This window comes from Microthrixaceae bacterium (assembly GCA_023957975.1).
Taxonomy (GTDB): Bacteria; Actinomycetota; Acidimicrobiia; order Acidimicrobiales; family Microtrichaceae; genus JAMLGM01.
Window position 1 is genome coordinate 149275 of record JAMLGM010000003.1, and the last position, 25455, is coordinate 174729.

The following is a 25455-nucleotide window of genomic DNA, read 5'->3' on the forward strand; positions in this document are numbered from 1 at the left end:
ATGGTCGTTGTGGAAAGTCCCAAATGGGAGCCGTTCGAGCGGCCGGTGCCCGAAGGCGTGTCGGGTATCGATCTCCCGCTCGGGCGAAGGCTGAAGTTGCCGCGGCGGGGAACCACCTTCTATCGAGAGGTTCCCGGGCCGACCCCGGATGCTCCTACGGTGGTGTTGTTGCACGGATGGGTCGCGTCCGGTGGGCTGAACTGGTTCAACGCCTTCGCACCGCTCAGTCAGCATTTTCGTGTTATCGCACCGGACTTTCGTGGACACGGGCGCGGAATCAAGAATCACCGCAGGTTCACCCTGGCGGCGTGTGCCGACGATACCGCAGCGTTGTGCCGCGAAATCGGCGTCGAACGCGCCATCTTCTGTGGCTACTCGATGGGCGGGCCGATCGGGCAGCTCATCTGGAAACGCCATCGAGACCTCGTCGAGGGGCTGGTGTTCTCTGCGACGAGTTCGATGTTCGTGCCGGGCCTTCAGCAACGCCTGCTGTTCGCCTCATCGATGGCATTGCTCGCCGGCACCACCCGCGGTACCCAGGTGGTCACCAGGCTTCCGTGGGTGGTCCGCTCGCATTTCCCCAAGGGCCTCCGCGAGGTCCAGACCGGACGGCCATCGCGAATTCAGATCTGGGCCGCGCAGGAGTTTCGCCGACACGACATGCGCTTGGTGCTCGAGGCGGGAACCGCTATCGCTACGTTCTCGTCGCGGCGTTGGATTCACGAAGTCGATGTGCCGACCACGGTGTTGTTGACGACCAAGGACCGGGCGGTCGCCCCGACGGCGCAATTGCACCTAGCGTTGGCGATCGACGGTGCGAAGATCCAGCGTTTCGACGAGGGCCACACGTCGCCGGTGCTTGAATCGTTCGGAGATGCAATTACCGGAGCCTGCCTGAGCGTCGAACAGTCGATTCGACGCAAGCGCCGGTCCTCGGACCGGTCGACGAAGAGGAGCAACTGATCGCCATGGCCATGGCCACTGAACTCCACACCTACAACCTTGCTGATGTCTGGGAGGCGGTGTCGGACCGAGTGCCCGAACGCGTCGCAGTCATCAGCGAAGGCCGCGAAGTCACCTACGGCGAGCTCGAAGAGCGCTCAAATCGTCTCGCCCACGCGTTGTATGAACACGGTGTCCGCGCCGGTGATCACATCGGGGCGTATCTCGTCAACGGCATCGAGTACTTCGAGGTGATGCTCGCCGCGTACAAGCTCCGGGCGGTACCGGTGAATATCAACTACCGCTACGTCAAGACGGAGTTGGAGTACCTGTTCAACAACTCCGACGCGGTGGCCGTCGTGGCCAATGAGGAGTTCGTCGAACGCCTCGTGGAGACCGCCGGGGCGATACCGAAGGTGCACACGGTGCTGATCGTTCGCGAGGGCGACTCGGCAGGCGATCTCCCCGAGGGTTTCGTCGACTACGAGGAGGCGATAGCCGGGGCCTCCGCCGACCGCGACTTCATCGAACTTGTCGGGCCCCGAACCAACGACGACGAGTACGTGATCTACACCGGCGGGACCACCGGCATGCCAAAGGGTGTCGTGTGGCGCCACGAGGACATTTTCTTTGCCGGGATCGGTGGTGGAGATCCGATGCGGCTCAACGGGTTTGTGTCCTCGCCGGCAGAACTCATCGACCGCATCATCGACTTTGAAATGTTGACGCTTCCACTGGCTCCGATGATGCATGCAGCCGCGCAGTGGACCTCGTTGTCGTGGCTGTTTTGCGGCGGCAAGGTCGCGATGGTTCCGGGAAGCTTCGATCCGTTGAAGACCTGGCAGATGATCGAGACCCATAAGGTCGGGCTGGTCATCATCGTCGGCGACGCCATGGCGAAGCCACTGATCGATGCTTGGGATGAACACGGCCCCTTCGACATCTCCTCGATGTACGCGGTCGGGTCCGGTGGTGCGCCGCTGAACCCCGTCTACAAGAAGCGACTCTTCGAGATTGCTCCGAATGCGATGATCACCGACGGCTTCGGGTCCTCGGAGACGGGCGCCCAGGGGTCGCATCGAATCTTTCCCGGCGACGAAACCGACGGGAAGACCCGGTTTTCTCCCATGGACGCAGGTACCAAGGTCCTCTCCGACGACGGCCGCGAGGTCGAGGCCGGTTCGGGGGTCGTCGGCAAGGTGGCGCTCACCGGCCACATCCCGCTTCGGTATTACAACGATGAGGCCAAGACCGCCGAAACCTTTGTCGAAGTCGACGGCACGCGTTGGGTGGTGACCGGCGACATGGCCACCGTCGAGGCCGACGGGGTCATCACCTTGTTGGGCCGTGGCAACCAGGTGATCAACACCGGGGGCGAGAAGGTGTATCCCGAGGAGGTCGAGTCGGTGCTGCGCACGCATCCCGACGTGTTCGACGCCGTCGTCACCGGAGTCGCAGATGAACGATTCGGACAGTGTGTTTGCGCGGTGGTCGCCGTCGTCGATGGTGCGGAGGTCACCCTCGAGGGGCTCCGCGAATACGCCCGTTCGGAGCTTGCCGGTTACAAGTTGCCGCGCGAACTCGTTCTGGTCGATCAGGTGGTCCGGTCACCGGTCGGCAAGGCCGACTATGTGTGGGCGTCGACCACAGCGAGTGCCGCGCTCGGCTCACGTTCGTGAACGAGCGACCCGGTGCGCTTGCCGGGATCAAGGTGATCGAACTCGGTTCGCTCGGGCCGGGGCCGTTTTGCGCAATGATGCTCGCGGATCACGGCGCGGATGTCCTTCGGGTCGAACGGCCGGGCGGCACCACTGCGTCGCCGATCGCCAAGAGCGACCGGTTTGCCGCGTGGGACGTCATGAGCCGCGGTCGTCGCAGCGTGGGAATCGATTTGAAGCACCCGCAGGGCCGCGACCTGATCAAGCGGCTCGCCGCTGACGCGGATGTGTTGATCGAAGGGTTCCGACCCGGGGTTGCCGAACGCCTCGGGCTCGGCCCCGATGACCTCCGCGACGCGAATGAACGGCTGATCTACGGACGGATGACGGGCTGGGGGCGCGGCGGTCCGTTGTCGCCGCGTGCAGGCCACGACATCAACTACCTGTCGATTGCTGGCGTTGCGGCGCACATCGGGCGCAATGGCGAGGTCCCGACCCCGCCATTGAACCTCGTCGCCGATTTCGGCGGCGGTGCGATGATGCTGGCGTTTGGAATCTGCGCGGCATTGGTGTCGCGCTCGGTGAGCGGGCTCGGCCAGGTGGTCGACGCGGCGATGATCGATGGGGCAGCGTTGTTGATGGCCCCACTCGTCGGCGCACACGCGATGGGGTTCTGGTCCGAAGAACGTGGCACGAACCTGCTCGATTCGGGAGCGCCGTTCTACGATTTCTACGAGACCTCCGACGGCGGTTACGTATCGGTCGGGGCCATCGAGCCGCAGTTCTTTGCTGCTCTGGTGACGACGCTAGGGCTCGACGACTCGTGGTGCGGCCGACAAAACGACGAGGCGGCGTGGCCCGCGTTGCGTGCCGAGTTGGTCGAGCGCTTCGGGTCGCGGACTCGCGACGACTGGGCCGCGATCTTCGCCGAGGTCGATGCCTGCGTTGCTCCCGTGTTGACGATGGCGGAGGCCCCACATCACCCCCACAACGCTGCGATGCAGAACTGGATCGAACTCGGCGGAGTGCGACAGCCAGCCCCGGCGCCGCGGCTCGAACGCACCCCTGCCCCCATGCCGACTCTGCCGGAGGCCCCTGCCGCGAGTACCGACTCCAAGCTTGTCGACTGGGGTGTGACGGCGAGCGAAGTGGCGCGGTTGCGTGAGGTTGGGGCGATCGGCTGACCCGTCGCAGCGGAGCGGGTTGCTCTGCGTGACAATCAGCCGAGGAAGCGGCCCGGGTTGTCGCCCTGGGACAGCGCTGCGACGACGGTGACGGCGACCGCGCCACCTAGAAGTGCGACCCCGATCATGCGCCACAGATAGGGTCGTCGTGCCAGCAGCGCCCACCCGAACCCCAACAGTGCGCCGACGAGCAGCGACAGCACCACCCACCATTTGGAGACAGCAAGCGCCTGCCAGATGAGCTTGTCCCGATGGGCGACAGCGTCTTGTGCGATCGAAGCGACCGCATTGCCGTGGACCGCAGAGGTTGAAACGGTGGGGGTCTGGTCCGGTTGGGTTGCCGCGGCGACCAGCCCGACGAGGTCCATGTCGGGATTCAGCACCGGGGTCCCGGGCAGGCAACAGCCCGCCTGTACGACCACGTTGAGGCGGCCGCTCGTCGTGTCGTAGCCGGAGGCAGTGGCGTCGAGAATGGAGTCGGTGACGACGTGGAGCATCGCGCCGGCGGCGACGGCCGGGCGAACGGCACGAAAGCCAGCGCCGTCGAGTCCCCGGCAACGCAGTGCGGCCACGCCCCCGCGGGGTGACCGTGCGGCGACGTAGCAGTCGTGAGACGCCTCGGTGGAACCCATCCGTTGGAAGGTTGCCTCGCTCCCCAACGGAAACGCTCGTTCGTCGGCGAGCGGTATGACCACGGCCATCTTGTCGCCGGAGAGCACGACGGATCCGATGGACTTGGCCGACGGGGTTGCTTCGGGGGCGACGGTACCGACGTTGGAGAGAATTTCGGTCTGATCGACGGGCACTTCGCCTGCGGCGGTCGAGGCGCCAGCGGGTACGAATCCCGCTCCGGTTGCCCAGGCGAGGATCAGCGTCGCGATCGCGAAGCGAACACGACGCTCAGGCCGAGACGATTTCTGGGGCGCCGAAGGTTGCCTGCATGTCATCGTCGAAGATGGTAGCCAGGCAGCGCTTCGGAAACCCCAGTGCGCGCAACTCGTCGGCGAGCGGGTGGCCGTAGCCGACTTCGACGGTGGCCCCGCCGAGTCGAACCTGCTGCTTCTGGGTTCCGTCGGTGGTCCAAGGTGTCCGGCGCACGATGCCGTCCTCGTCGCAGGTGTAGGCGTTCATCGGCATGGCGCGGCGCGGAACTCGGATGGGTCCGCGTTTCGCGCGCACGGTCATTACCACCTCGTCGCCGGATTTGAGCTGCGCGGTGACCCCGTCGCGGTCGAAATCGACGCTCAGATCGGCGACCCACTTCGGGAATCCCCAGATGCCGTAGCCGGCCTCCTTGGTGAATTCCCCGTTCACGGGAAGCCGATGGATGTAGGTCGTGACGGCCTTCCGGTTGCCGTAGTTGGCCGAAGTCGGGGTGGCCCCGCTGTCGTGCACCATGAACACCAGGCCGAGTTCGGTGTAGGTGCCGAGGTCGTTGTCGATGTAATCGACGAGGGCCAAGGTCACGATCGCCTTGCCTCCGAGTTGTCGGACGACCTTGAGGCCGGTTGGTGCCACCATGCGTTGGGCGGCGTTGTGGTCGACGAGAAACATCACCGCGGCCTGTTTGGCCTTGCGCACCAGAACCGGCATGGCGACGCGTTGTCCCATGACGAGGTAGCTACCGTCCGGCTGAGGGGTGAGTCCGGCCATCAGCGATCTCCCTTGGCGAGGTTGACGGCCCAGGGGTAGTCCGGCTTGCCCGAGGGTGAGCGCTCGATGTGGTCGACGACGGTGAGTTGGCGCGGCACTTTGTATCCGGCGACGAAGGACCGGCAGTGATCTGCGAGCTGGTCGAGTTCGGCTGTTTGGCCTTCGCGGAACTGCACGACGGCGGCGACGCGTTGTCCCCACCGCTCATCTGGCACGCCGACGACGATGCAGTCGTACACGGCCGGGTGGTCCTTGAGCGCCTGTTCCACCTCTTCGGGGTGGATCTTTTCTCCGCCCGAGTTGATGACGGTCGAGCCCCGACCGAGCAACGTGATTTCCCCGGAGGGTTCCCATCGTGCGTAGTCTCCGCTAACCGCGTAGCGCTTGCCATCGGCGGCGGTGATGAAGGTTTCTGCCGTCTTCTTGTCGTCCTTGTAGTAACCCAGCGGTATGTTGCCGCCTCGCCCGAGAATGCCGGTACCCAACGATTCCGGGGCCAGGAGGCCGCCTTCATCGTCGAGGATCACGGTGTCCTCGCGAGGAGTCACGGTCGGTCCGCCGTTGGGGTTCTGCGCAGCGCCCTTGCCGACGAAGCGGATGCCGGTGGAGCCGGACTCGGTGGATCCGATGGCATCGGTCATCACCAGATTCGGAAACAACTCGAGGAAGCGGTCCTTGATCGTGGGGCTGAAGATCGCGGCCGAGGAGGACAACGCGATGAGCGCCGAGGTGTCATAGGTTCCGGGGTTGGCCTCGAGGTGTTCGACCAACGGTCGGCCCATGGCATCTCCGGTGATCATGATCGTGTTGACCCCATCGCGCTCGACGGTCGCCCAGACGTCGTGCGGGTCGAACTTGGGGGTGACGACGATCGTGTTGCCTTGAAGCATCTGCCCGAGAGATCCGAGTTGGGTCGCGCCGTGCATGAACGGAGCGATGAAGAAGATCGACAGAAAGAAATCGTTCGCTTTGGCCTTGTCGGCCATCTCGTGATCGCTGTCCACCCGCTCGCCGGTGACCGAGTTGATGCCCTGCCCGAGAGCGAAATACACGTCCTCATGGCGCCACATGACCCCTTTGGGCATCCCGGTCGTACCGCCGGTGTAGATCATGAAGATGTCGTCGCCGCTGCGTGTGGGCAAGCCATCGCGCGACGGGGAAGCCGCGGCGGTTCCCTCGTCGAGGCTCACCGAACCGAGTGCGGCGAGGACCGGCGCGTGAGTAGCTGCCGCGCCCTCCTCGGGGAACACCTCGTAGTGAACGAACGTCGTCAGAGCGGGAATTCGCTCGCTCACCTCGGCGATGAGTGGAGCGTACTGGGCGTCGAATACCACCGCCTTGAGGTCGGCGTTGTCGAACAGGTACGTGAGCTCGTCGGCGACGTAGCGGTAGTTGATGTTGACCGGAACGGCACTGATCTTGAAAGCGCCCATCATGGTTTCGAACCACTCGAGGCTGTTCTGGGCGTAGATGCCGACGTGGTCGCCTGGCCCGATGCCGAGTTCGGTCAGAAGGTGTGCGACGCGATTCGCCCGCTCATCGAGTTCGGCGAAGGTCAGCCGCCGATCGCGATCGACTAGCGCGGTCCGTTCCGGAACCGCGTCGGTGATGTGCTCAAAGAGGTCGGCGAAATGGTAGGCCATGGCCGAAAATCTAGAGCACTGCTGGGTTGGGCTGTCGAATGAACGTTTGTTGAGGCGATCGGGTCGACGGTCAGTCGTTGGACGCGGAGGTTTCAGTTGGCCCCGGCCGAGCGGCCGCGCGCTTGGTGGGCGTCCGCGTGGCGACAACTTTCTCGGGCGCTGCGTTCTTCGCGGGAGCCTTCTTGGCGGCGGTCTTCTTCGCCGGAGCCTTCTTCGCGGGAGCCTTCTTCGCGGGAGCCTTCTTGGCGGCGGTCTTCTTCGCCGGCGCCTTCTTCGCGGGAGCCTTCTTCGCGGGCGCCTTCTTCGCGCGGACGGTGTGGTGCGGCTCGCCGCGATGTGCGATCTCGCTCAACTCGTCAAACGCATCCTGAACGTGCTTGGCGAGGTCCCAGACGTCGGGGACCAGGAGCGGATCGGCGAGGAAGCCGAAATCGATGTGGCCCATGTAACTGAGCACCGTGACGTTGAGGCCCGAACCTTCCATGATCGGACCCATCGGATACGCGGCGACGAGTTCGGCGCCCGCGAGATACAACGGGAACGGTGGTCCGGGAACGTTGGAGATGACGAGGTTGTGGATCGGGCGGTGCATGCTCGCCAGGCCCATCGACGAATACAGGCGGGAGGCCATGGCGAACGTACGAGGCGCTGCCCATTCCCCCCACTCGGTCAACATGCGTGCACCGATCGCGTTGTGTTCCGCCTTCGCTCCCTCCGTCGAGGTGGAAATCGTGCGGAGCCGTTGAATCGGATGGTCCAGATGGGTCGCCAGCGAGGTGAACATGGCAGAAACGCGGTTACCGCCGGCGCCCACCTCGTCCTCGTGGCGAACCGAGACCGGACACACCGCCACCAGCGGCGTGTCCGGGAGTGAGTCTCGTTGTTCGAGATAGCGGCGTATCGAACCCGACACGACCCCGAGCACGACATCGTTGACGGTGATTCCCAAACGGTCCTTGATCACCTTGGTCTCGTCGAGCGGAATGCGCGCGAACGCGACACTTCGCTGCGGGGAGATCGCCGCGCTCCACGGCGTGCGCGGCGCCGTCAACGGCACGGCGCCGACCGAACCTGCGGGGTCGCGCCGGTTGCTGACGACGTTCGCGACGCTTTGCACCGTGCGCCCCACGAGCGGCACGGTGCGTGCCGTGCGCCGCAGTCGCGAAGCGAACGCACCGAGGATCATCTCGATATCGGTGGGCACGGCCTCGGGTGGGGTGGGCACGACCTCGGGTCGGGGTGGCGGCGACGGTTCGAGGTCGTACAGCTCGGTCATGATCTCCGCGCCGGAGGCCCCATCGATCGCAGCGTGGTGGACCTTGGCGACGAAGCCGATGCGGTCATGCTTCAGGCCCTCGACGACCCAGACCTCCCAGAGCGGTTTGGTCCGGTCGAGTGGCACCGACGCGATTTGGGCTGCGACCGCCGCGAGTTCGCGTCGCCCACCTGGCTCGGGGGCGGTGATGCGGCGGACGTGATAGTCGGGATCAAAATCGGGATCCTCGACCCACATCGGATGGTGCAGCTGGAACGGAACTTCGACGAGGCGTCGGGTGAAGGCCGGAATCGAATGGAACCGCCCGACGATGTGATCGCGAAATGCTTCGAACGAGTAGCCGTTGGGCATGGTGGAGGTGTCGTAGATCCCGGTCATGCAGACGTGCATGTGCGCACTCGGCGTCTCCAGGTAAAGAAATGAAGCATCGATTCCTGACAGTCGCTGCATGAGCCCCCCTCTAGGTTCGGAGCCTGATTCTGCCAGCGTTTCGACCTTGCGGGACGAAGAACATGCGAGAAATTCTCGAGCCGCGAACTTCGTTCCGGTCCGCGAAGATGGGGCGATGGAATCAATCCTGCGTTCAGCGATCATCTGGTTGGTCGCGGTGTTCAATGCCCACCGCCCTCGCATCCGCAACCTCCCCTTGACGATCCCGTCGTTTTTTGCTGGCTGGATCGTCACCGAGGCCGCCGGACTGTTCGCCGCCGGACGGGTCGTCCACATCGCTCGAGCCTGGTGTCGCGGTCGCTATCGCAGCGCTCAGGGCAAGGTGGCGCTGGGGCTGGATGTCGGGGTGATCGCCGGATTGGCGGCGCTCGTCGCTGCGGGGCGTCGCGTCGATGAGGAGATGGAGGCGGCGTTGGCTCCCCACGTCGACCGGGACTTTGTGGCCGACCGCCCCTCTTCAGTGCGAAGGGGTGCGGTGTTTCCGGTGATGATGGGGGCGTCGACCACGAAGATGACGCGCAATGTCGGATATATCGATGAGGCGCGCTGGCGCAACACCCTCGATATCTACGAACCGAAACACGGCGACGTCGTCGATGGCGAGTCCGCTGTGGCACCCCGGCCGGCGATCATCGAGGTGCACGGCGGCGGATGGGTGATCGGCAACAAGAACCAACAGGGCCTGGCGCTGCTACATCACATGGTCAAGCAGGGGTGGGTCGGGTTCAACGTCAACTACCGCCTCGCGCCGAAGGCCAAGTTCCCCGAACAACTCATCGACTGCAAGCGGGCGATCGCCTGGGTGAGGGCGAACGCCGAACGCCTCAACATCGATCCCAACTTCATCGTTGTGACCGGTGGATCCGCCGGGGGCTATCTCACGGCGATGATCGCGTTGACCGCGAACGATCCCGAGTTCCAACCGGGCTTCGAGGATGCCGACACCAGCGTTGCCGCCGCCGTCGCGTTCTACGGGGTCTACGACCTGGTCGACGAGGATCACACGATGGTGCGATTGTTCGCCGAGTTCATGGAACAGATGGTGGTGGGTTCGTCACGCGTCGAAGATCGCGAGCGTTGGGACCGCTACAGCCCGATCCGTCGCGTGCGCCGGGACGCGCCACCGATGCTGATCCTCCACGGAACCGCCGACACCCTCGTTCCGGTCGAACAGGGCCGCGAATTCGTCGCAGCGCTCGCCGCGGTCTCCGACAACCCGGTCATCTACGCCGAACTAGCCGGAGCGAACCACGCCTTCGACATCTTCCCTTCGCCTCGGTCGGTTCGTGTCGTCGAGTTCGTCGAACGGTTCCTCACGGGGCTCCGTCAGGGCGTGCTGCGGTGAATCGGGCGAGTGGTCAAGCTGTCGAGGGCGACGATCTGGAGCCGATCTGGTGGCCGTCGAACGACGCGGTTCGCCGGTCGGCAATGCATCGGTTGATCTCGCGGTTGGGGTTCTCGAGCTACGAGGAGTTGCACTCCTGGTCGGTTGAACAGCCCGAGGGGTTCTGGTCGACGATGTGGGACGAACTCGCGGTGATCGGAGATCGCGGTGAACCCGTCGTTGTCGAGGGCGAGACGATGCGTTCGGCGCGGTTCTTCCCGCAGGCTCGACTCAACGTTGCCGAGAACATTCTTCGCGGCGGACCAGGGCCCGATGACGATGAGGCGTTCATCCTGAGCCTCGACGAGCGCGGTGGCCCGGCGCTCACGTTGACCCGCGGGCAGGCCCGAGCGCAGGTCGCGCGGATCTCGGCGGCGTTGCGAGCCGATGGGGTCGGTGTCGGCGATGTGGTCGCGGCGTGGATGCCCAACGTTGCCGAAACCGTGCTGGTGATGTTGGCAGCGGCGTCGATCGGCGCAACCTTCACCTCCACCTCCTCGGACTTCGGTGTCGACGGGGTGCTCGATCGGTTCACCCAGGTGAACCCGACGGTGCTCGTCTCCGCCGACGGCTACCGGTACAACGGCAAAGAACTCGATTGTCTTCAACGCCTCGGCGAGATCGTCGCCGGGTTGCCCTCCCTGCGCCGAACGGTGGTGGTCTCGGTGCTCGGAGTCGGCGAGGCCAACAAACCCGGGACGGGCCTCACGAGGTACGAGGACTGGCTGGAGCCGCATGAGGATGCGCAGCTTCGCTTCGAGGCGCTTGGTTTCGATCACCCCTGGTACGTGTTGTACTCCTCGGGCACGACCGGGGTGCCCAAGTGCATCGTGCACCGAGCCGGGGGTGTGCTGTTGCAACACCTCAAAGAGCACCGGTTCCACGCCGGGATCGAGGCGGGCGACCGGGTGTTCTACTTCACGACCTGCGGTTGGATGATGTGGAACTGGCTGGTCTCCGCGCCAGCGCTCGGCGCAGCGATCGTGTTGTACGACGGGTCGCCGTTTCACCCCGGTCCACAGCGTCTCTGGGAACTCGCTCAGCGTGAGGGGTTCACGTTCTTCGGAACTTCGGCGAAGTACCTCGATTCCATTCGGAAGGCCGACTTCGACCCGCGACAGGTGGGGGACCTCCCCGATATGCGCGCCATGGCATCGACCGGATCGCCGCTGTCACCGGAGACGAACGCATGGGCGGTCGCCCACCTTCCCCCAGCGGTCCACCTGGGGTCGATCTCGGGTGGCACGGATCTGTGCGCGACCTTCGTGGCCGGCGACCCGAGCGCCCCGGTGTATGCCGGCGTGATCCAACGTCCGACCCTCGCGATGGCGGTGGCGGTGCTCGACCCCGACGGCCATGAGGTGGCGGCCGGCGAGCGCGGCGAACTGTGCTGCACGGCACCGTTCCCGTCGATGCCGTTGGGGTTTGCGAACGATCCCGATGGCGAACGGTACCGGCGCGCGTATTTCGAGCGAGACCCACACGTGTGGCATCACGGCGACTTCGCGTCCTGGACGGCGCAGGGCGGAGTGATCATCCATGGCCGAAGTGACACAACGCTCAACCCGGGCGGGGTCCGAATCGGCACCGCGGAGATCTACCGCCGGGTCGAGGAGATACCGGAGGTCGTCGAATCGCTGGTGTTCGGCCAGGACCACGAGGACGATTCTCGGATCGTGTTGTTGGTGCGTCTCGCCGCGGGTGCGGCGTTTGGAGAGGAACTCGTCGCCCGCATCCGGCACGTGATCCGTATCGGGTGCACCCCCCGACACGTCCCAGCGGTGGTGATCGCGGTCGACGACCTGCCGCGGACGCGCTCGGGCAAGTTGGCCGAATTGGCGGTCTCCGACGCGGTCAACGGTCGCGAGGTTCGCAACACGTCCGCCCTCGCCAACCCCGAGGCGATCTGGGCGATCGCCCGACGCCCGGAATTGGCTAGTTGAACTCCGAGCCGTGTCCGCCGGCGGCGGGGCCGTCGGAGTTCAGAGATTGGTTGCGTTTCAGTCGGCAGGTTCGAGCACGAAGACCGGGATCCGGCGGTCGGTCTTTTCTTGGTATTCGTCGTAGGGCGGCCATTCCCGACAAGCGATCTCCCACCACGTCGCACGCTCCTCGCCGTCCACCTCCCGCACCGAATACTCGTGTTTGCGCGGACCGTCCTGGATCTCGGCTCGAGGGGTGGCGCGCAGGTTGTGGACCCATTGCGGGTCGCTCGGTGCGCCACCCATTGAGCCGATCACGGCGAAGTGGTCGCCGGCGCTCACCCGCATGAGTGGGGTCTTGCGCAGTTTGCCCGACCTGGCACCCACGGTGGTGAGGATGACGCACGGTCGACCCTCGAGAAATCGACCTCGTTCACCGCCGGTCGACTCATACTCCTCGACCTGTTTGGCGATCGCTTCCCATGGGCTGGGCTCGTAGGTTCCCTCCAACACGTCGCTTCCTCCTCGGCGTTGTCCAACGGCTGGTGTGTCCGTGTGGTGTTCGACCGGTCTAGCTCATCTCGAGGCCGCTCGCCCGCTCGGCGACGGCGGCGGCCGCTTCATCGGCATCGGTGAGGCGACCGGCCCGGTTCTCCTCGAGGAGCCACGTGAGGAGTTGTCCCATTCGGGCGTCGCGAGGAATGCCGAGTGCGGCCAGGTCGTTTCCGTTGAGGACGGGGCGCTGTGCCTTGAACGCATCGCTTTCGACGAGATCGTCCGATCGAGTCGTCAGCGAGTCGACGCTTTGGTGGACCCGTCGGTGGACATGGGCGTGTCGCGAGGTGACGTCGCTGTGTGCGAGGCGGATGGCGTCGTGCCAGTGATCGCCGGCGTCGACCCGGATGCGCCGCACCGACGAGTCCGTCCACGAGTCGAGATACGCCTGGGCGCGGGCGGCGCACAAGATGGTGGTGATGACCGCCTCGGGGTCGACACCCCAACGTCCGAACCGCTTGCGGATGAGTCGGGCTCCGACGATCTCGTGGCCGTGAAAGTTCACGGTCGAACCGTCGACGTGTCGGGTCAGGGGCTTGCCGACATCGTGGAAGAGCGCTGCGAGCAAGGTCGTGTCGCTGGCGTCGGCGCCACACTGGGAGATCACCTTGATCGTGTGGGCGAAGTTGTCCTTGTGGAGGTCGCCGGCGGGGTCCTCCGACAGGGTCTTCAGGGCCCATACCTCCGGCAGTTCGTCGCGATGGCTGTAGAGGAATTCCTCGAGCTCGACCGGCGGCAGGCGGAGCGCGGCGATCAGTTCCTGGTACACGTCGCTCCTTGTCGGCGTTGTTGACAGCGAGTGATTCTGCCCGCCCCGACCGCCGTTCGTCAGATCATTTGACTCAGGGTCGCGCCGGGTGTTCGTTCGCAGGATGGTGACGGACGTAGTCCAACAGTCGATCGACGAACTGGTCATCGAGGGGAAGGTGGCTGATGTACTGCCGTGCGAAGAGCGGCCCGGAGAGCAATTCAGCGACGAAGCCCGGGTCGGCATCGGAGGCGATCTGGCCGGCGTCCTGTGCGCGGACGACCAGCGACTCGAGCACTGCGCGGCGCTGGCTGCTGCGCAGAGTCTGCAAGTTGTAGATGGTGTCGTCGCGATTGGCGGCGTCGACGAGTGACGGCATCACCCGACCCCACTCGCTCGATCGGAGGCTCTCGGCGAGTTGGTGGACGAGATGGCAGATGTCGTCCCATGGATCATCGGTGTGGCGAATGCTCGCCGGTCGGCTGACGGTGGTTGAGGCCTCGTGCACGATGTCGCCGAGGCTCGGCCAGTGGCGATAGATCGTGGTGCGGGCTACACCGCTGGATTTGGAGATGGCGTCGATCGAGATCCCGGCAAATCCACGTTCGGCGAGCAGGGTCAGCGTCGTGGAGAGCACCGCCTCGCGGGTGCGGCGGATCCGCGGGTCGACACACATGTCGGGATCATGGTGGTCCGGAGTCATCAGGAACTCGCAGCGGCCGGACGGTGATCGCCGGCGTCTTTGGGCATGAACGTCCCGACGATCAGCCCTCCGATCACCGCGACACCGAAGGCCGCCAGGAACGCGTTTCGGTTTCCGGTGATGAACGACTCCCGGGCGATCGCTCGGATCCCCTCGGCCTGGTCGTTGGTGATCGTTCCCTCGGCGAGCCCGCGGTCGACCACGCCGAACGCGACGCCGATGGATTCTTCAATTGCATGACGCGGGCCGTCCGGGATGGGAGATCCAGCGAGCCGGTCGACGATCTTCGAGGCGTAGCCGGTGCTGAGGAACGAACCCATCAAGGCGATGCCCAGAACCCCGCCGACCTCCCGGGTGACGTCGTTGACCGCGGATCCCACCCCGGCCTTTGCCAGGGGGAGCGAGCCGACGATCACGGCGGAGGTCGGCGCGGTCATGACCGCCATGCCAACCGCCAACAACACGAGACAGATCATGATCACCCAGTACGGCGTGTCGACGGTGAAGCGACTCATGATCAGGTAGGCGACAGCGAGCGTGGCGAACCCCAGACGGACGTTGTTGTGCACGCCGATCTTGGCGACGAGTCGCGGGCTGCGGGGGGCGACCAGCACCATCACCACCGCCTGGGGCAGCGTGCGCAGGGCCGCTCCGAGCGGGGAGTAGCCCTTCACGAACTGCAGGTAGAGGGTCAACGCATAGAACGTACCGAACATGCAGAAGAACGCACACGTGATGGTGAGGGCCCCGACCGAGAAGCCGCGGAAGCGGAACAGCCGCGGGTCGAGCATCGGTTGGGCGGTGCGTGATTCGTAGGCGACGAAACCCAACCCCGCTACGAGGCTGAGGCCGAGCGCGGCCAGCACTCGAGCTGAGCTCCAGCCGTACTCCGGCGCTTCGATGATGCCGAAGACCAGCGAGCCCAATGTGACGATGCTGAGGACGACACCGACCGGGTCGAGCGCATGTCCGGACGGGTCTTTGGACTCGGGGACGCGCAGGGCGACGAGGGAGAACAACAAGATGGCGATCGGGACGTTGATGAGAAACACCGCTCCCCACCACAGGTCGGCCTTGAGGATCAGCCCCGACAGCAGTGGTCCGAGCGCACCACCCGCTCCCGACAGCCCCGCCCAGGCGGCGATGGCCTTGGCGCGTTCGTGCGGAGGGAACACGTTGGTGATGATCGACAGGGTCGCCGGCATGATCAACGCGGCGCCGATGCCCATGACCGCTCGAGCGGCGATCAGTGCATTGGCGGAGTTGGCGAAGGAGGCCACGAGCGCCATGGTTCCGAAGATGACGATGCCGATCTGCAGCGCCTTCTTGCGTCCGAAGCGGTCGCCGACGGCTCCGGCGGGCAACAACAGCCCCGCGAAGACCAGGGCGTAGGAGTCGACGATCCACAGTGTCTGGGTGGGCGACGGTTCGAGGGCCTCGATGATCGTGGGGATGGCGACGTTCAGGGAGCTGACTGCGGCGACGATCGCCACGAGGCTGACGCACAGCACCGAGTGGATCTGCCAGCGGCGTGCGTAGATGCCGGGATCGATACCGAACGTATCGTCGGCGCCCGACGCGATGGGGTCGTGGTCTGCCGGAACGGCTCCGGTCGGGGAGGCATCGTGGGCCATGGGTGATGCGGCTTTCTGGCGGGGATGGACCGACCGACCCTAGATGTGGCGTCCGGGGTTTCGCAACAGTTCTGTACTGTTTCGCTACCGGACCCTCTTGAAACGCCCTGTGCGGGAGGGTTCAGCCGAGGGCCTCGGCGATGGCGCGCGGAACGTCACCCGGACCTTCCAGCGCAATCAGGCGGGCGCCGGTCGCTGCCGCGAGCGCTGCGGCATCTTCGGTGTCGCTCGCCGGTGCGAGGATGACCAGCTCGCCGAGCGAGCGCAACGCGGCGGCATCCTCGGTCGGGTCGCCGCCGGAGGTGGAGCGGGCATCGGACAGCAACAAGGTGATGCGGCGCGCCGCCTTCGAACGCTCGAGTTGAGCCTGCGCAGTTCTCGCAGCGAGTCCGAGGTCGGTGACGCCGTGGCCTCTCAGTTGCAACACGTCATCGGCCAAATCGTCGCCATGGCGTTCCTCGTCGATCGCCTTGGCGACGACGGCGGTTCCACTGAACGCGACGACCGCCGAGTGGTGGGGGTGGCGATAGGCGACCGCGGCCGCGGCGAGCGCCGCGGCCGCGAGACGCTCGCCGCGCATCGAACCGGACCGGTCGACGAGCAGGCACACTGCGGTGTCCGGGCGGACCCACGATCGCACAGTCAACTCGTCCAGCGATACCGGCTCCCCGGCGGCACGTGCCGCGGAGATCGACTCGAGACTGGCGTCGAGGTCGACGTCGCCTTCCGCGACCGACGCGCGGCGCGAGCTCAAGCGTCCGATTCCGCGACGGGCGGCACCGCCGGATTTCGCGAGGTCGACGATGATGCGTGCCGCCAACGCCCGTGCCTGGGCGCGCAACTCGGCGTCGGTGGCGGTCGCCATGTCCACGAGCAGGGTGAGCGCCTCGTCGAGGTCGTCGTCCATGAGATCGCCGAACGCCCCGTCGTCGAGGACGCCGACCTCGGGGCTGATCTCGCTGAAGCGGTCGTGGCGTTCGAGGTCGCGGCGGGCGGTCGTGCGCCGTGCCGCCTGGGCGATGGCTTCGCGCGCTTCGTCGCCGTCGATCACCCGCGTCGAGTCGTCGCCACCGCCGGAGGGTGGCGGTGCGCTTTTGGGCCGCCGTCGTGTCCCCCGTCCGGTTCGTTCGAAGCCGGGTCGTGCGCGTCGCGAGGGGCGAGGTGCTCGCGCCAGAGTTCGTCGACGATCTCGGCAGCCGAACGCGAGCACCCGTCGCGCACCCGTACCCTGCCCGACAATGCCAGCTGTGCGGCGTCGCGGGAGACCGCTGGATCGAAGGCGGCTGCGTTTCGCAACGCCGCGAGTTGTGCGGCGACGAGAACGAGGTCGATCGATCCGCGAACCGACGAGCCGGTTCGCAGGTCCGGGTGTCTGCGGGTAGCGCGGACGATGTCGACGGATGCAGCGATGAACTCGGCGCCGACCATGTCGGTGGCGTCGCTCGTCCGGGCTTCGACGATCGCCCGCTCGTCGGCCACCTCCTGATATCCCATTTCGAGCCGACACACCCGGTCATAGACCGCTCCCGAGATCCGGGCGGTGCCGATCGCGTCGAACGGATTCATTGCGGCCACGAGACGGAACCCGTCGCCGGCGATAACGTTGCCGAGCCGCGGCACCTCGATCGACCCCTCACTCATCACGCCGATGAGTACGTTGAGGGTCTCCTCCGGGATCCGGTTGATCTCCTCGATGTAGAGCAACGAGCCCTCTCGGAGCGCGGCGGTCAACGGTCCGTCGAGGAACACCTCGGCGCGGTAGCCGCGCTCGAGGACGGCAGCGGGATCGAAGGTGCCCACGAGCCGCGCCGGGGTGAGTTCAGCGTTGCCCTCGACAAAGTGAAACCCCTGGTCGAGCTCTTCAGCGATGGAACGCAAAAGCGTCGACTTGCCCGTGCCGGGAGGTCCCTCCAGAAGAAGATGCCGTCCGGCCGCCAGCCCTGCGATCACCTGCTCGAGTTCGGTGCGGCGGCCGACCACTCGAGCGTCGAGGCGATCGACGAGGCCGCGGTGGTCAACGAAGGTCATCGGAGGGTCGTGAGAGGTGGCCGAGTGCTGCTGAGACGCGGAGCGGATCAGAACTCGATGATGCCGCGCAGGTTCTCGCCGGCGCGCATCGCCTCGTATCCCTCGTTCACCTGGTCGAGGGTGTAGCGCTTGGTGACCAGTTCGTCGAGCTTGATGTCGCCCTCGCGATACATCGACAGTAGTTCGGGGATGTCATAGCGGGGGTTGCCGGAACCGAACAGACTGCCCTTGAGTTCCTTGTTGAGCATCGCGAAGGTGAAGCTGTTGAGCGTGACCTCGCCCTCCATCATGTTGGCGACGGAGGTCATGACGACGGTGCCGCCCTTGGCGGTGAGGTCGAGCGCTGGCTGCACCAGGTCGCCCGTCATGACGCCGACGGTCAGGATCACGGCGTCACACATGTCGCCCCAGGTGAGGTCGGGGACGGTTGCCATCGCCTCCTCGATGCTGGAGAACGTGTGGGTGGCGCCGAACTCCATCGCCTGTTCGCGCTTGAACTCGACCGGGTCGATGGCGATGACGCGTTTGGCTCCGGCGAGCTTTGCTCCCTGAACTGCGTTCATTCCGATACCACCGCAACCGACCACCGCCACGTTGTCGCCGGGCTTGACTCCGGCGCGATGTACCGCCGAGCCGTATCCGGTGGCGACCCCGCAGCTGACCAGCGCCACTGCGTGCCATGGCAGATCCTTGTCGACCTTGACGACGGAGTTTTCGCTGACCAGCACGTGTTCGGCAAATGTGCCGACCTGACACATGCGCGACGCGGGGGTGTCGGTGCCGGCGATGTGGTGGGCGACGCGTCCGTCACTCATCATCCCGAGGTCGAACAGCTTGGCGCCCTCGTTGCAGAGGTTCTGGCGTCCGGATGCGCAGTACTTGCAGCGTCCGCAGCTCGGGATGAACGACATCGACACGTGATCGCCCACTTCGACGCTGGTGACATGCGAGCCGACGGCGAGCACGACCCCGGCGCCTTCGTGGCCACCGATGCACGGGTAGTGCGGCATCAACATGTCACCGGTGACGACATGTTCGTCCGAGTGGCACATGCCGGCGACCTTCATCTCGACGAGGACATCGCCGGGTCCGGGGTCGTCGAGGGTGATGTTTTCGATCTTCCACTCTTCGCCCACGTTCCACAGGACTGCTGCGCGTGTTTCCATCGGTTTCCCCCTTGTTGGATCGACCGCTCGGCCCCTGCACGAACGTCGAACGTTGTTGTCTCTTTCTACACCCCCCGATGGTGGGTCGGGGTGGCGAGGAGGTGTGAGGGAACAGATAGTTGGCATAGCACGATATATCGTGATATAGATTACTCCGGTCGATGGAACGTCCACGACCGATGAAAGGAGCACGTCATGAACACACGACGTGAGAATGAAGAAACTTGTGCACCGGCGATGTTCGTCTTCGGTGCAATGCCAACTCCGGGCCGGCCTGGCCGCGGTGCTCGTTGGTTTGACCCCGACGACCCTGGAGACCCGCGACGGTTCGGTCGGCGACCGCCTGGTCCGAAGGGTGGTGGGTCATTCGGCGGCGGCCCGCGAGGCGGCGGTCCGGGTGGGCGAGGAAGGGCGCGCCGAGGGCAGATTCGCACCGCGCTGCTCGCGTTGCTGGCCGAAGCGCCAATGCACGGCTACGAGATGATCCGTACCCTCGACGAACGCAGCGGCGGGCGGTGGCGGCCGAGTCCGGGCGCTGTGTATCCGACCCTGAGCCAACTTGAGGACGAGGGGTTGATCGAGGCGAACGAGTCCGACGGCAAGCGCGTCTTTCGGTTGACCGATTCGGGTCGCGAGGCCGCCGAATCGCTCGCTGCGCAAGACCGCGAACCGTGGGCCGGCGACGACGTCGCCGCCGGTTTCGAACTCCGAGGGCTCGTGGCTCAACTCGGCCACGCGGTTCGAGGGGTGGCAATGGGTGCCGATGCCTCGCAGCAGGCCAAGGTGGCCGAGGTGCTCGTGGAGGCCAGGCGGTCGATCTATCGAATCCTCGCCGATGAACCCACGGCGGATTCCGGTGATGAGGGCGGCGACGACCCCGACGGGATCGACGCGTAGGTGACGACGTCGGCGCGGCGAGCGGGGTACTTCGGTGTTGTGCCCCGCTCGCTACATCAAGCCGAGTTGGAGCCGGGCGGCGTCTGACATCAGGCCCATGTTCCACGGTGGGAACCACACCACCTCGACCACCACCTCGTCGACGCCCGGCACCGCGGCCACGGCCCGTTCGGCATCGAGGCGTAACACATCGCCCATCCCGCAACCCGGGGCAGTCATCGACATGTCGATCTCGATTCGACGTCCGCCATCGGCTCGTTGGTGTTCCTCACATCGATAGACGAGGCCAAGTTCGACGATGTTGACCGGGATTTCGGGGTCGTAAACCTCGCCGAGGGCCTCGAGCACCTGACTCATCTCGAAGGGGCCGTCGCTCCGGGCGCTGAGGCCGATGTCTTCGATCTCGATACCGAGCGCATCGGCATCGGCGCCGTCGATGCGCAACAGGGCACCCATCTGGTTTCGAACCGTGACCGAGCCACCGAGTTGTTGGATGATCGTGACCTCGGTGCCCTCAGCAAGGACCACGGGGTTGCCGGCGGGAACCGTCGAAGCGCGGGTGTCTCTGGAGACATGGATGGGGTTCCACGCCGCGCTCATGCGGTCCTGCTTCCGTGACGTCGTGCTATCACGGCATCGAGCCATTCTCGCAGCGATGTCGGCTCGACCGCGTCGAGGATCTCGGCAGCGAACGCCGCCACGAGCATCGAGCGGGCCTCGGTCGCCGGAATGCCGCGGCTGCGCAGATAGAACAACGCGTCGGAGTCGAGACGACCGACCGTTGCCCCGTGATTGCAGGCAACGTCGTCGGCGTAGATCTCGAGCCATGGTCGGCTGTCGGCCTGAGCGGCCGGGGTGAGCACCAGGTTCGGATTTGATTGGTCGGCATCGTTGCCGACCGTGCCGTGGCTCACGATGACATGGCCGCTGAACGAGCCGCGACCGTGATCGTCCACGATGCCCTTGAACCGTTGCATCGACCGGCCGTGGGAGGCCGCATGATCGACGGTGATCATGTTGTCGTGACGCTCTGATCCGATCGGGAGATACAGACCCTCGAGATTCGAGGTTGCGCCGTCTCCGCTCAGGGTGACTTCGATGGCATTTCGCACGATGTCGCCGCCACAGATGATGCTGCGCCCGGTGACCGTCGATCCGCGGGACTGCATCATGGCGGTGCGTGCGACGTGGATGGTGCCCTCGGGTTCGGCCATCAGCCGGTGGTAGGTCAGGGTGGCGTCGTCGCCAACCACGATTCGGGTCGACGAGTTCGTCACCGCCCGACCCCCGAGACCCACGAAGGACTCGATGACCGTGGCGCGGCTGCGGGGCCGGATCGCGATGACGGTTCGTGGGTGCGAGACCGAAACCGATTCGCCTGGGACTGCGAGGTGAACGACGTGAACGGGTACATCGGGGGTCGTATCGGACTCGACGATGATTCCTGCGACGTCGCGTCCTGCCGCCCAGTTGAGGGCATGGAAGCCGTCCGCAGGTTCATCGGTAGGGGGCAACTGATCGGGTCGGCGTCGAGGGCGCAGGTCATCGACCCCGGCGAGGACCAGCCCCTGAATCTCGGAATCGAGATCGGACAGTTCGCGAGCGAGCGCTCCGTTGAGGAACACCATGCGTGGTCCGCCGTGGCTTCCGGCCAGGCGGTCGATGGTCGCAGCATCGATTCCGGCAGTGGCGTGAGGACCAGGAGTTCCCTCGGCGATCACCCGGGCGATTTCATCGACCGGCGTGTAGCGCCACGCCTCTTGGCGTGGGTTTGGAAACCCGTGAGCGCGAAACCAGGTCCTGCCGCGCTCGGCTCGGACACCCGTGTTGACCTGCGGTGCGAGTCGGTCGAGCAGTGAGGCCGGGGTGGTCATGCGGCGCCACTTTCGGCGGTCAGGGAGTAGCCGTGCTCCTCGAGTTCGAGCGCGAGTTCATAGCCGCCCGAGTGGGTGATGCGCCCGTCGGCCAGCACGTGGACCCGGTCGGGTCGCACCGCTTCCAACAGACGCGGGTAGTGGGTGATGATCAGCATCGACCGTTGCGGATTCCGGAGGCGTTCGACCCCCGCCGCAACGATGCGAAGGGCGTCGATGTCGAGGCCTGAGTCGATCTCGTCGAGGATGGCCAATCGGGGTTCGAGCAGCGACATCTGCAGGAGTTCATTGCGCTTCTTCTCCCCGCCGGAGAACCCCTCGTTGACCCCTCGGCTGAGGAAGGCCGGATCCATCTCCAGCTGGGCCATGTGCTGTCTGGCGAGGCTGAGGAAGTCGACCGCGGAGACCTCGGAGACTCCCCGGCTTCGGCGTAGCGCATTCAGCGCGGTACGCAGGAAGTACATGTTGCCGACTCCGGGGATTTCCACGGGGTATTGAAAGGACAGAAACAACCCGGCGGCAGCGCGTGCCTCGGGGTCAATGGTCAACAGGTCGATCCCGTCGAGGGTGGCGGTGCCGCCGACCTCGTAGCCATCGCGGCCGGCGAGCACGTTGGACAGGGTGGACTTCCCGGCCCCGTTCGGGCCCATGATCGCATGGACCTCTCCGGGGCCGATCTCGAGGTCGAGACCCTTGAGGATCGGTCGGCCGTCGACCGATGCGGTGAGTTGGTGGATGGACAGCATCACCCCACCGCCCCTTCGAGGCTCACCCGCATGAGCGCCTGTGCTTCGACGGCGTATTCCATGGGGAGTTCATCGAACACCTCGCGGCAGAATCCGTTCACGATCATGGATGTCGCATCCTCCTCGGTCAGCCCCCGTTGTCGGCAATAAAAGAGCTGGTCGTCGCTGATCTTCGAGGTGGAGGCCTCGTGTTCGATCTCGGCGCTGTCGTTCTTCACCTCGATGTAGGGGAAGGTGTGCGCACCACAGTCGCCACCGATGAGGAGCGAGTCGCAGCGGGTGTAGTTGCGGGCGCCGGTGGCCGAGCGCAGCACCTTGACCTGCCCGCGGTAGGTGTTCTGTGCCCTGCCAGCCGAGATGCCCTTGGAAACGATCGTGCTCGACGTGTTGCGGCCGATGTGGATCATCTTGGTTCCGGTGTCGGCCTGCTGGCAGTTGTTGGTGACCGCCACCGAGTAGAACTCGCCGACGGAGTCGTCTCCTTGGAGGATCACGCTCGGGTATTTCCACGTGATGGCGGATCCGGTCTCGACCTGGGTCCAGGAGATCTTGGCCCGGTTCGCGGCGCGCCCTCGCTTGGTGACGAAGTTGTAGATCCCGCCCCTTCCTTCGGCATCGCCGGGGTACCAGTTCTGCACGGTCGAGTACTTGATGGAGGAGTCGTCGAGCGCGACCAGTTCAACCACGGCGGCGTGGAGTTGGTTCTCGTCGCGCATCGGCGCGGTGCACCCCTCGAGGTAGCTGACGCTGGCTCCCTCTTCCGCAACGATGAGTGTCCGTTCGAACTGGCCGGTCTCCTTGGCGTTGATCCGGAAGTAGGTCGACAGTTCCATCGGGCAGGCAACCCCCGCAGGGATGTAGGCGAACGAGCCGTCGGAGAACACCGCCGAGTTCAGTGCGGCGAAGTAGTTGTCGCGCGGTGCAACGACCGTTCCGAGGTACTTGCGAACGAGCTCGGGGTGTTCCTGAACCGCGTCGGAAAAGGAGCAGAAGATGACGCCGACCTCGGCGAGTTTCGCCTTGAAGGTGGTGGCCACCGATACCGAATCGATGATCGCGTCCACCGCGACTCCCGACAGGCGTTCCTGTTCGGCGAGGGAGATGCCGAGCTTGTCGAAGGTGGCGCGGATCTCGGGGTCGACCTCGTCGAGGCTCTTGGGGGCAGGGCCCTTTGGCTTGGGGGCGGCCCAGTAATACATGTCCTGGTAGTCGATCGGCGGGTAGTACACCTTCGGCCAGTCGGGTTCTTCCATGGCGGCGAAGTGCTGGAGCGCGGCGAGGCGCCATTCGAGCAGCCATTCGGGCTCGTTTTTCTTTGCCGAGATGAGGCGGACCACGTCCTCGTTGAGTCCTTTGGGGGCGCGCTCGGTCTCGATGTTGCTCTCGAAGCCGAAGGCATAGTCGCGTTCGATGAGCTGGTCGATGACGTCGGTCATGAAGTCTCCTCTCCAGGTACCGCTAATTTATCTAGTAATGGGTAGAGAAATCAACAGCTGAGAGGAGTGCTACGCCTCGGCGTAGGTCCAGTCCGGCCGTTTGTGCCGGTAGGTGTCGTCGTAGGTGGCGATTCCGTCGACGAGATCGACCAACTTGGCGAGCGGCCGGGAATGGCGTGGGCATCGGCCGCCCTCCAGGTGCTCGACGAACTCCTCGGGAAAGGAGCGCAGGACGCTGGCGACGACCCGTTGCTCCTCGGTGGCGAGGAAGCAGCGGCTGCCGTCGGTGACCCGCTCGAGCCATCCGCCGATGGCGGTGATGTCGTGTTCGGTTCCGGCCCCTGACTCGATCTGCGCCAGATGTTCGGTGATTTCTCCCGTTCCCAGTTTGCAGGGCGGGCACTGCCCGCAGGACTCGATCGACAGGAACCGCGAGAACTGCCAGACGGCATCGACCATGCACGCGTCGTCGTCGAAGACGATGAAGCCGGCCGAACCCATGGCGCTACCCGCGGCGGCGAACCCCTCGTAGCTCACCGGCGTATCGAGTTGGTCCGCGGTGAGGACGGGGTTGGCAACGCCGGAAAACACCGCCTTGACCGTGCGGCCGGGTTTCGTGGCGTGGCCCACGGCCTCGATGACCGCACCCAGCGGAGTACCCATCTCGACCTCGCCGACGTCGGGGTTCACGACATCGCCGACGACGGTCACGACCACGGTGCCCGGCGACTCGGTGGTGCCCATCGAGCGGAACCAATCCACACCTCTGGCGAGGATGTGCGGCACGTTCGCAAGGGTCTCAAGGTTGTTCACCAGGGTGGGATTCGGTTCGCCGAGTCGCGATCCGGACGCGCTCGGTGTGGCCTCCCACCCTTCTTGGGGCGACGATGCGAACAGGCCGTGTTCGTAGGGTGGGAACCAACGGGGCAGCGGCGGCTTGCCTTCGATCACTTCGAGCATCGCCTTCTCTTCACCGAAGAGGTATTCGTCGGGGCCGCTCACGATCGTCACGCTGTAGTCGGTGCAGATGCCCGCCGATTGCATCTCTCGGACCGCGCGGGTGATCGCTTCGACCTCGTGTTCGAAGGAGGCCTTGAGACAGAGAAACGCCTCGGTTGCGTCGACGGCGTGTGCAGCGACGAGCAGGCCCTCGACGACCTGGTAGGGGTTGGCCCGCAGCAGGGCGCGGTCCTTGAACGTGCCGGGTTCGCCCTCTGCCGCGTTGCACACGACGTAGCGGCGTGAGGTCTGTTGGCCGGCGATCCCCGCCCACTTGCGCCCGGTCGGAAAGCCGGCGCCACCCCGCCCGCGAAGGCCGGACGCGGTGATGACGTCGATGGTGGCCGCGGCTCCCAGGCGTTGGGCGGTTTGGATCCCGACGCCTCCGACGTCGGTGGCGAGGTACTCATCGATCGAGGTGATGGGCGTCTTGGGTAACAGGAACGCGTTCATGTCACTCCTCGGTTGTGTCGGCGGTATCCGCCGGGGTGCTCAAGGGCCACGGTAGGCCCCGGCCCGGCGGCGCGTCGAGATTTTCTCTAGTCTGAGACGGAATT

At 65.4% G+C, this 25455-nt stretch carries 22 protein-coding genes; 6 read left to right on the forward strand and 16 right to left on the reverse strand.

Features of this window, described 5'->3' with window-relative positions; translation table 11 throughout:
* Nucleotides 1–9: 9 nt before the first annotated feature.
* From M9952_05665 to M9952_05675, 3 genes are read left to right on the forward strand one after another with little or no spacing between them, the layout of a single operon-like run.
* A complete protein-coding gene (locus M9952_05665; protein MCO5312410.1) occupies nt 10–963 on the forward strand; it encodes an alpha/beta hydrolase in 954 nt (317 codons plus the stop codon).
* A 5-nt stretch (nt 964–968) separates the two neighbouring features.
* Nucleotides 969–2621 (forward strand): acyl-CoA synthetase, encoded by a 1653-nt coding sequence (locus tag M9952_05670; GenBank protein MCO5312411.1) that lies wholly within the window; start codon nt 969–971, stop codon nt 2619–2621.
* A complete protein-coding gene (locus tag M9952_05675; GenBank protein MCO5312412.1) occupies nt 2618–3784 on the forward strand; it encodes a CoA transferase in 1167 nt (388 codons plus the stop codon). Before M9952_05670 ends, M9952_05675 begins: the two co-directional genes overlap by 4 nt.
* A 35-nt stretch (nt 3785–3819) precedes the next feature.
* On the opposite strand, the gene M9952_05680 is transcribed toward M9952_05675, so the two are convergent.
* The 4 genes from M9952_05680 to M9952_05695 all read right to left on the reverse strand — a co-directional run bounded on the left by M9952_05680 (nt 3820) and on the right by M9952_05695 (nt 8806).
* Nucleotides 3820–4731: a hypothetical protein gene (locus M9952_05680; GenBank protein MCO5312413.1), complete on the reverse strand. Its 912-nt coding sequence runs from the start codon at nt 4729–4731 to the stop codon at nt 3820–3822.
* A complete protein-coding gene (locus M9952_05685) occupies nt 4685–5437 on the reverse strand; it encodes an acetoacetate decarboxylase family protein (protein MCO5312414.1) in 753 nt (250 codons plus the stop codon). Before M9952_05685 ends, M9952_05680 begins: the two co-directional genes overlap by 47 nt.
* Nucleotides 5437–7080, reverse strand: a complete 1644-nt coding sequence (locus tag M9952_05690; GenBank protein MCO5312415.1) for an acyl-CoA synthetase — start codon at nt 7078–7080, stop codon at nt 5437–5439. Before M9952_05690 ends, M9952_05685 begins: the two co-directional genes overlap by 1 nt.
* 70 nt (nt 7081–7150) lie before the next feature.
* Nucleotides 7151–8806: a wax ester/triacylglycerol synthase family O-acyltransferase gene (locus M9952_05695; protein ID MCO5312416.1), complete on the reverse strand. Its 1656-nt coding sequence runs from the start codon at nt 8804–8806 to the stop codon at nt 7151–7153.
* Between the two features lie 115 nt (nt 8807–8921).
* On the opposite strand from M9952_05695, the gene M9952_05700 reads away from it, so the two are divergent.
* A complete protein-coding gene (locus M9952_05700; GenBank protein ID MCO5312417.1) occupies nt 8922–10151 on the forward strand; it encodes an alpha/beta hydrolase in 1230 nt (409 codons plus the stop codon).
* Between the two features lie 83 nt (nt 10152–10234).
* Nucleotides 10235–12133: an acetoacetate--CoA ligase gene (locus M9952_05705; protein MCO5312418.1), complete on the forward strand. Its 1899-nt coding sequence runs from the start codon at nt 10235–10237 to the stop codon at nt 12131–12133.
* 57 nt (nt 12134–12190) lie between these two features.
* On the opposite strand, the gene M9952_05710 is transcribed toward M9952_05705, so the two are convergent.
* The 7 genes from M9952_05710 to M9952_05740 all read right to left on the reverse strand — a co-directional run bounded on the left by M9952_05710 (nt 12191) and on the right by M9952_05740 (nt 18946).
* The gene (locus M9952_05710) at nt 12191–12625 is read right to left on the reverse strand and encodes a nitroreductase family deazaflavin-dependent oxidoreductase (protein ID MCO5312419.1); all 435 of its coding nucleotides are present in this window, start codon (nt 12623–12625) and stop codon (nt 12191–12193) included.
* A gap of 58 nt (nt 12626–12683) precedes the next feature.
* Nucleotides 12684–13436 carry an HD domain-containing protein gene (locus M9952_05715; GenBank protein ID MCO5312420.1) on the reverse strand — a complete coding sequence of 251 codons (753 nt, stop codon included), beginning with the start codon at nt 13434–13436 and terminating at the stop codon, nt 12684–12686.
* 73 nt (nt 13437–13509) lie between these two features.
* Nucleotides 13510–14118, reverse strand: a complete 609-nt coding sequence (locus M9952_05720) for a TetR/AcrR family transcriptional regulator (GenBank protein MCO5312421.1) — start codon at nt 14116–14118, stop codon at nt 13510–13512.
* Nucleotides 14118–15752 (reverse strand): MFS transporter, encoded by a 1635-nt coding sequence (locus M9952_05725; protein ID MCO5312422.1) that lies wholly within the window; start codon nt 15750–15752, stop codon nt 14118–14120. Before M9952_05725 ends, M9952_05720 begins: the two co-directional genes overlap by 1 nt.
* A gap of 121 nt (nt 15753–15873) precedes the next feature.
* Nucleotides 15874–16803: a VWA domain-containing protein gene (locus M9952_05730; GenBank protein ID MCO5312423.1), complete on the reverse strand. Its 930-nt coding sequence runs from the start codon at nt 16801–16803 to the stop codon at nt 15874–15876.
* Nucleotides 16800–17780: a MoxR family ATPase gene (locus tag M9952_05735; protein ID MCO5312424.1), complete on the reverse strand. Its 981-nt coding sequence runs from the start codon at nt 17778–17780 to the stop codon at nt 16800–16802. The genes M9952_05730 and M9952_05735 overlap by 4 nt, the downstream gene beginning before the upstream one ends.
* Before the next feature lie 47 nt (nt 17781–17827).
* On the reverse strand, nt 17828–18946 hold the full coding sequence (locus M9952_05740; protein MCO5312425.1) for an NDMA-dependent alcohol dehydrogenase: 1119 nt from the start codon (nt 18944–18946) through the stop codon (nt 17828–17830).
* Between the two features lie 480 nt (nt 18947–19426).
* Between M9952_05740 and M9952_05745 the strand changes: the two genes are divergently transcribed.
* Nucleotides 19427–19843 carry a PadR family transcriptional regulator gene (locus M9952_05745; GenBank protein MCO5312426.1) on the forward strand — a complete coding sequence of 139 codons (417 nt, stop codon included), beginning with the start codon at nt 19427–19429 and terminating at the stop codon, nt 19841–19843.
* 51 nt (nt 19844–19894) lie between these two features.
* Here M9952_05745 and sufT read toward each other — a convergent pair whose 3' ends face one another.
* The 5 genes from sufT to M9952_05770 form a co-directional block, all read right to left on the reverse strand.
* On the reverse strand, nt 19895–20443 hold the full coding sequence (gene sufT / locus M9952_05750) for a putative Fe-S cluster assembly protein SufT (protein MCO5312427.1): 549 nt from the start codon (nt 20441–20443) through the stop codon (nt 19895–19897).
* Nucleotides 20440–21717 (reverse strand): Fe-S cluster assembly protein SufD, encoded by a 1278-nt coding sequence (gene sufD / locus M9952_05755; GenBank protein MCO5312428.1) that lies wholly within the window; start codon nt 21715–21717, stop codon nt 20440–20442. The genes sufT and sufD overlap by 4 nt, the downstream gene beginning before the upstream one ends.
* Entirely contained in the window at nt 21714–22463 is a 750-nt protein-coding gene (gene sufC, locus M9952_05760; protein ID MCO5312429.1) for a Fe-S cluster assembly ATPase SufC, read from the reverse strand. The genes sufD and sufC overlap by 4 nt, the downstream gene beginning before the upstream one ends.
* Nucleotides 22463–23899 (reverse strand): Fe-S cluster assembly protein SufB, encoded by a 1437-nt coding sequence (gene sufB, locus M9952_05765; protein MCO5312430.1) that lies wholly within the window; start codon nt 23897–23899, stop codon nt 22463–22465. Before sufB ends, sufC begins: the two co-directional genes overlap by 1 nt.
* A 69-nt stretch (nt 23900–23968) precedes the next feature.
* Nucleotides 23969–25351: a hypothetical protein gene (locus M9952_05770; GenBank protein ID MCO5312431.1), complete on the reverse strand. Its 1383-nt coding sequence runs from the start codon at nt 25349–25351 to the stop codon at nt 23969–23971.
* Between the last annotated feature and the right edge of the window lie 104 nt (nt 25352–25455).

What these genes read in the sequence shown, in the direction of transcription:
- M9952_05670 (MCO5312411.1), top strand. Translation starts at nt 969, where the DNA reads ATGGCCATGGCCACTGAACTCCACACCTACAACCTTGCTGATGTCTGG.
- M9952_05680 (MCO5312413.1), bottom strand. Translation starts at nt 4,731, where the DNA reads ATGACATGCAGGCAACCTTCGGCGCCCCAGAAATCGTCTCGGCCTGAG.
- M9952_05685 (MCO5312414.1), bottom strand. Translation starts at nt 5,437, where the DNA reads ATGGCCGGACTCACCCCTCAGCCGGACGGTAGCTACCTCGTCATGGGA.
- M9952_05690 (MCO5312415.1), bottom strand. Translation starts at nt 7,080, where the DNA reads ATGGCCTACCATTTCGCCGACCTCTTTGAGCACATCACCGACGCGGTT.
- M9952_05695 (MCO5312416.1), bottom strand. Translation starts at nt 8,806, where the DNA reads ATGCAGCGACTGTCAGGAATCGATGCTTCATTTCTTTACCTGGAGACG.
- M9952_05700 (MCO5312417.1), top strand. Translation starts at nt 8,922, where the DNA reads ATGGAATCAATCCTGCGTTCAGCGATCATCTGGTTGGTCGCGGTGTTC.
- M9952_05705 (MCO5312418.1), top strand. Translation starts at nt 10,235, where the DNA reads ATGCATCGGTTGATCTCGCGGTTGGGGTTCTCGAGCTACGAGGAGTTG.
- M9952_05720 (MCO5312421.1), bottom strand. Translation starts at nt 14,118, where the DNA reads ATGACTCCGGACCACCATGATCCCGACATGTGTGTCGACCCGCGGATC.
- M9952_05725 (MCO5312422.1), bottom strand. Translation starts at nt 15,752, where the DNA reads ATGGCCCACGATGCCTCCCCGACCGGAGCCGTTCCGGCAGACCACGAC.
- M9952_05735 (MCO5312424.1), bottom strand. Translation starts at nt 17,780, where the DNA reads ATGACCTTCGTTGACCACCGCGGCCTCGTCGATCGCCTCGACGCTCGA.
- M9952_05740 (MCO5312425.1), bottom strand. Translation starts at nt 18,946, where the DNA reads ATGGAAACACGCGCAGCAGTCCTGTGGAACGTGGGCGAAGAGTGGAAG.
- M9952_05745 (MCO5312426.1), top strand. Translation starts at nt 19,427, where the DNA reads ATGATCCGTACCCTCGACGAACGCAGCGGCGGGCGGTGGCGGCCGAGT.
- sufT (MCO5312427.1), bottom strand. Translation starts at nt 20,443, where the DNA reads ATGAGCGCGGCGTGGAACCCCATCCATGTCTCCAGAGACACCCGCGCT.
- sufD (MCO5312428.1), bottom strand. Translation starts at nt 21,717, where the DNA reads ATGACCACCCCGGCCTCACTGCTCGACCGACTCGCACCGCAGGTCAAC.
- sufC (MCO5312429.1), bottom strand. Translation starts at nt 22,463, where the DNA reads ATGCTGTCCATCCACCAACTCACCGCATCGGTCGACGGCCGACCGATC.
- sufB (MCO5312430.1), bottom strand. Translation starts at nt 23,899, where the DNA reads ATGACCGACGTCATCGACCAGCTCATCGAACGCGACTATGCCTTCGGC.
- M9952_05770 (MCO5312431.1), bottom strand. Translation starts at nt 25,351, where the DNA reads ATGAACGCGTTCCTGTTACCCAAGACGCCCATCACCTCGATCGATGAG.